Source organism: Puia dinghuensis (assembly GCF_014642875.1).
GTDB lineage: Bacteria > Bacteroidota > Bacteroidia > Chitinophagales > Chitinophagaceae > Puia > Puia dinghuensis.
Genome location: NZ_BMJC01000014.1, coordinates 1 through 3,766, shown reverse-complemented (window position 1 = coordinate 3,766; position 3,766 = coordinate 1). Strand labels below are relative to the sequence as shown.

Sequence of the window (3,766 nt, the reverse complement as noted above, 5' to 3'; positions counted from 1 at the left end):
ATTATAGCTGGGTGGCGGGTACGAATACGGCGCTTGGCTCCGCCCTGGATAGCACCAATACGCATAATTCCAGTTATTTCATCACCAGCTATAATGCATCGCCCACCTATGCCGTACCCATCGCGCAGAACCCGGTTTCACGGGGCCTGGTGACAGGAACAATGGTCCTGGTCCTGGATGGCAGTAATCAATATATCTTCAATGCCAATTTCTATGATGACCGCAACCGGCTGATCCAGACCCAGGCCATCAACTACACCCAAGGTAAGGATATTACTACGATGCAGTACAATTTTAGCGGCAAACCCTTGCGGACATTGTTGATGCACCAGAAGAACAGCGTTAACCTGGAGCAGCATACGGTGCTGACAAAGACGAACTATGACGCGGCCTTCCGGGTGAAATCGATCTATAAGAACATCGACGGCGCCGCCAGCGATCAGTTGATCGACAGCCTGCCGTACAACGAGCTGGGGCAGCTGCGGGCGAAGTACATCGGGAGTGTTGCTGGCGTCAATCTGGATAGTCTTGTTTATGACTACAATATCCGGGGCTGGGTGACGGGGATCAATAAGAAGTATGTTGGTGGTACGGTGAACAACTATTTCGGGATGGAATTGGGGTATGATAAAACGACCTCGGTAGCGGGGACGACGAGTTATCTCAATCCGACCTATAATGGCAATATTGCCGGGACGGTGTGGAAGAGTGCGGGCGATGGCGTAGGAAGGAAATATGACTTTACTTACGACAATGCGAACAGGATCACCGGCGCCGCCTTTGTGCAGAATACGAGTGGCTCGACCTGGGACAATGGCTATATCGACTACTCGGTGAGTGGGCTGAGCTATGATGCCAATGGGAATATCCTGTCGATGAATCAGCGAGGGTTCAAAGTGGGGGGATCGGCGACGATCGATTCGTTGACGTATGCTTATCAGAATAGCAGCAACAAGTTGTCACAGGTGGCGGACGCGGCCAATGATTCGTTGTCGAAGCTGGGGGATTTTCATTACAAGGGCGCCAAACAGCCCTATGATTATAGGTATGACGGCAATGGGAATCTGAACCTGGACAACAACAAGGCCATCGATGCCATCACCTACAACTACCTCAACCTGCCGTCGCTGGTGCACATGAATGGGAAGGGAAATATCCAGTACGTGTACGATGCGACGGGCACGAAGCTGGCGAAACTGACGAGCGATAGTACAGTGGGCCATTCAACGCGAACGCTGTATGTTGGGGGCTTTGTCTATCAGCAGACCGACACGATCACCAAACCCGCCGGTGGGGTAGACACCTTGCAGTTCCTGGCGCACGAAGAAGGCCGGGCGCGTTGGGCCTTCCACAAGTATCAGAATAGCACAACGGCTTACGGTTGGGAGTATGATTTCATGGAAAAAGATCACCTGGGCAATACGCGCGTGCTGCTGACGCAAGAGAAGGATACGGCGCAATACCTGGCCACAATGGAGGCAGCTTACCGGAATACGGAAGCGGTGCTGTTCTATGATCTCACCAACACCAGCTATCCGCGAGCCTCAGCGCCGGGCTATCCCGTGGATTACAGCGTCACCAACCCCAACGACAGCGTGGCGCGGGTGAACGGGAGCGGGCAGAAGGTGGGGCCGGGGATTATTCTCAAGGTGATGAGTGGTGACAAGGTGGATGTGTCGGTGCAGTATTATTACAACGGCGGCGGCACGGGGGGCGGCAGCCTGTCGTCGAGCGATCTGCTGAATGCGCTGGCTTCGGGGTTGGTGTCGGTGTCGGGCGGGCTGCATGGCTCGTATGCCGATCTGACGGGTGGGTCGAGTCCCTTGCCGGGCGCACTCACCAGTTTTGTGAACAGCAACAATCCCCAGCAGGGGACGAGCAAGCCCCAGGCTTTCCTCAACTGGATGCTACTGGACGACCAGTTCAAGATCGTGGGTACCTACCCGCAGAGCGGGGCGGTTCCGGTGGGCAGTGCGGGCACGACCAGCGGAGGTACGCTGCAGTCGCCGCTGGGATATACGGGAATTCCGATAACCAAGAGCGGATATTTGTATATTTATGTGTCCAATGCATCCAATTGGGACGTGTTCTTTGATAATCTGAGTGTAACGACATATAGCGGGCCGATGCTGGAGGAGAATCATTATTATCCGTTTGGGTTGACCATGGCGGGAATTAGTGATAAAGCCCTGAAGTCGAATTACGCTGAAAATAAAGTTAGATTCCAGAAGCAAGAACTACAGAATAAGGAATTTAGTGACGGCAGCGGCCTCGAATGGTACGAGTTCAAGTATAGAATGGATGATCCGCAGATTGGAAGGTTCTGGTCGATTGACCCGCTCGCTGATAAATATGTCTACAATAGTACTTATGCATTTTCTGAAGATAAGGTTACGGGGCATGTTGAGTTGGAGGGATTGGAAGCGACGCCAATAAATGCCTTTTGGCAACAGGTAAAAGCGGAATTGCACAGCGCAGCAAAATGGGTGGATGAAAATGTGACCTTAGGAAACAAAAGGGAAGTCGAGGTGCCAATTTCTCCCAAAGGAAAAAGCGCAGAAAATGCCCTTGTCACAGAATCAACGACGACAATCCACACTAACCTTGATGAAAACCTAAGTTATGTAGTCAATAATAATTCAAATAAGGGTAATCCGGCACCTGTATTTGAAAAGAAAAGTGAGGTGGAAGTCAAAGGTCAAAATAAATTGGATTTTGAAACACCAGCTGCCAAAGCAAGTCTTTCTACGAGCGCAAACAAAGATGGCCAAGTTACAGTCACAACAAGCGCCACAGTGCCTCTTAAGAACGGAGCCAATCTCACGACTACTATTTCCTCAGGTTCGAATGGCACAGTATCGGGTGGGGTTGGTTTGTCTGTTGAAGGGAAAAGCACGACTGGTACTTTAAATGTGGTTGGGAGTGTTAATGGGAAGACAGGATTCTTTGAGTTTAATTTTGGAATTGAACAAAAAGTAGGACCAGCCAAAGTTAGCAGCAGTTTTTTTCTTAGAATAGGAAAAAGTGACTAAATTTTTACAATGAAACTTTTACCCATATTCAGAATTGCACCGTTTATTGTGTTATTGGGCATCTTTTGCTATACTTGGTATGAAATTGCAATCGCAGACTATTCGCCTACGGTCAGGCACATTTTAGGTGCAATTTTAATTGTAGCAAATGCATCACTGTATTTTATCAAATACAAATATGCCATACTCTCAACTGGAGCACTTTTATTGCTTTCAGTGTTCAATCTTTTAGCTTTCTATCCTGAAATATCTTCGACATCCTATTTTGTCAAAATTAAGGGCGTAGCTATCTCAACACCAAGCATCGATTGGACCTCCCTGATTCTTTTTATATTCTATTTAATAGCAAATTTTAATTTCCTAGTTAATTGGTATCTTGATCATAAGAGTACCAAAAGTCGGTAGTGTATCATTGTGGGTAGTGTATCAAAATATCTGGCCGTCAGAATATTTCTTAAAAGCCGCTACCACAAAGGCGCTTAGCCTGTGCCTTGCACCCCAAAGAAATCAAAAAACAAACAAACTTGACCAAAAGGAAGGTTACTTCCGGCCTTTTTTCGTTCTCGTGTATCAGAAAATCTGGTTGAATGAAATGCAAGTTTTGTGACCATTTCTGTCAAAAGGCCGGAAGGCAGAAAAATGGCACGCAAAGGCTCTATTGTAAGGGGTGCAATAAATACCAGCAATCTGTCTACCGGAGCAACGCCTGCCTTAAAGAAACGAAACAGTTGATT

Annotated in this window: 1 protein-coding gene and 1 pseudogene; one reads left to right on the top strand and one right to left on the bottom strand. The window is 48.3% G+C overall.

Annotated elements, in window-relative coordinates; translation table 11 throughout:
• Positions 1–3,032: pseudogene (locus IEY39_RS29550) on the top strand (hypothetical protein); the annotation flags it as partial.
• Between the two features lie 479 nt (positions 3,033–3,511).
• On the opposite strand, the gene IEY39_RS29545 reads toward IEY39_RS29550, so the two are convergent.
• Positions 3,512–3,766 (bottom strand): hypothetical protein (locus IEY39_RS29545; RefSeq protein ID WP_188938382.1); only part of this gene is annotated, 255 nt, incomplete at its 5' end.